Source organism: Helicobacter sp. T3_23-1056, from assembly GCF_053654535.1.
On the sequence record NZ_JBSIUU010000095.1, the window covers coordinates 1 to 552 of the forward strand.

At 32.2% G+C, this 552-nt stretch carries 1 protein-coding gene; it reads right to left on the reverse strand.

The window, feature by feature from the left end; translation table 11 throughout:
- Positions 1-14 precede the first annotated feature (14 nt).
- The coding region (locus ACWIUO_RS13840; protein ID WP_454178467.1) for a hypothetical protein at positions 15-552 on the reverse strand (538 nt) is incomplete at its 5' end.

The following is a 552-nucleotide window of genomic DNA, read 5'->3' on the forward strand; positions in this document are numbered from 1 at the left end:
AAGTCATAATATTATTACCCCTTTTTCACCTTCACAGGCTTATTGACACTTAATCCATTTTCATCTAGCGTTAGCTCACTATCTTTGACTTTTAGTATGATTTTATCTTTGCTTAATGCAATACTCGAATCACTTGACACATATAAATTTATACAATCACCCACATAAAGATTTACTTCATTTTTGCTTTTTGCGTAAAAATCATTGACATTTATCGTTAGATTCTCATCGCTTTTTAAGGCAAGTGAATTTTTAGTTAAAATATGGAGGTTATTTTGTGAAGTTAGTGCTATTTCATCATTTGCGCTTAAATGCAGATTTTCATTTGAATGAATGCTTAAATGTTTTTGCACCTCTTGCTTTGCATTCCCTGCGATATATTTGCCACTATCCCCCTCTATCTTTGTATCCACATTCCCCTTAATCGTTACTTCCTTATCCCCACCTATATATTCACTACTATTATGCTCTACTTTTAGTTTATTGTCTAATCCTACACTTAGAGTATTGCTTGTGCCTACGATGGTATTTTTTGATAAAGCTACATTTGTA